Origin of the sequence: Pseudomonas putida (assembly GCF_022627325.1) — a bacterium.
GTDB lineage: Bacteria > Pseudomonadota > Gammaproteobacteria > Pseudomonadales > Pseudomonadaceae > Aquipseudomonas > Aquipseudomonas putida_X.
On record NZ_JAETZZ010000049.1, the window covers coordinates 1 to 327 of the forward strand.

Consider the following 327-nt stretch of genomic DNA (forward strand, 5'->3'; position numbering starts at 1 on the left):
CCAAAGCGTTGTAACCCGCATAATCGTCGGTCATCACATAGCCGCGATAGCCTTGCAGCAGACGCAATGGTACTTCCTGCGCACGGCTGGTGGTGTAGTCGAACAGCACAACTTGTCGATCGGGCGGGCCACTGGCTTGCACCTACATCCAGGATTGGCTGGTCGGGTCTCGATCCGGTTCTTTCAACACCTGGACGCGGGTCTCATCGCAATGAATCACCGGACTTTCCAGCAGCCGATCACGCATCAGGTTCAACAGCGGCTGGAAGTATTTACTGCACTGGATCACCCAACGCGCCAGGGTTTGTCGTGGAACCTCGATGCCGT

Annotated in this window: 1 pseudogene; it reads right to left on the reverse strand. The window is 56.9% G+C overall.

Features of this window, described 5'->3' with window-relative positions:
- A pseudogene (locus JNA92_RS26265) lies at nucleotides 1-327 on the reverse strand (IS66 family transposase); the annotation flags it as partial.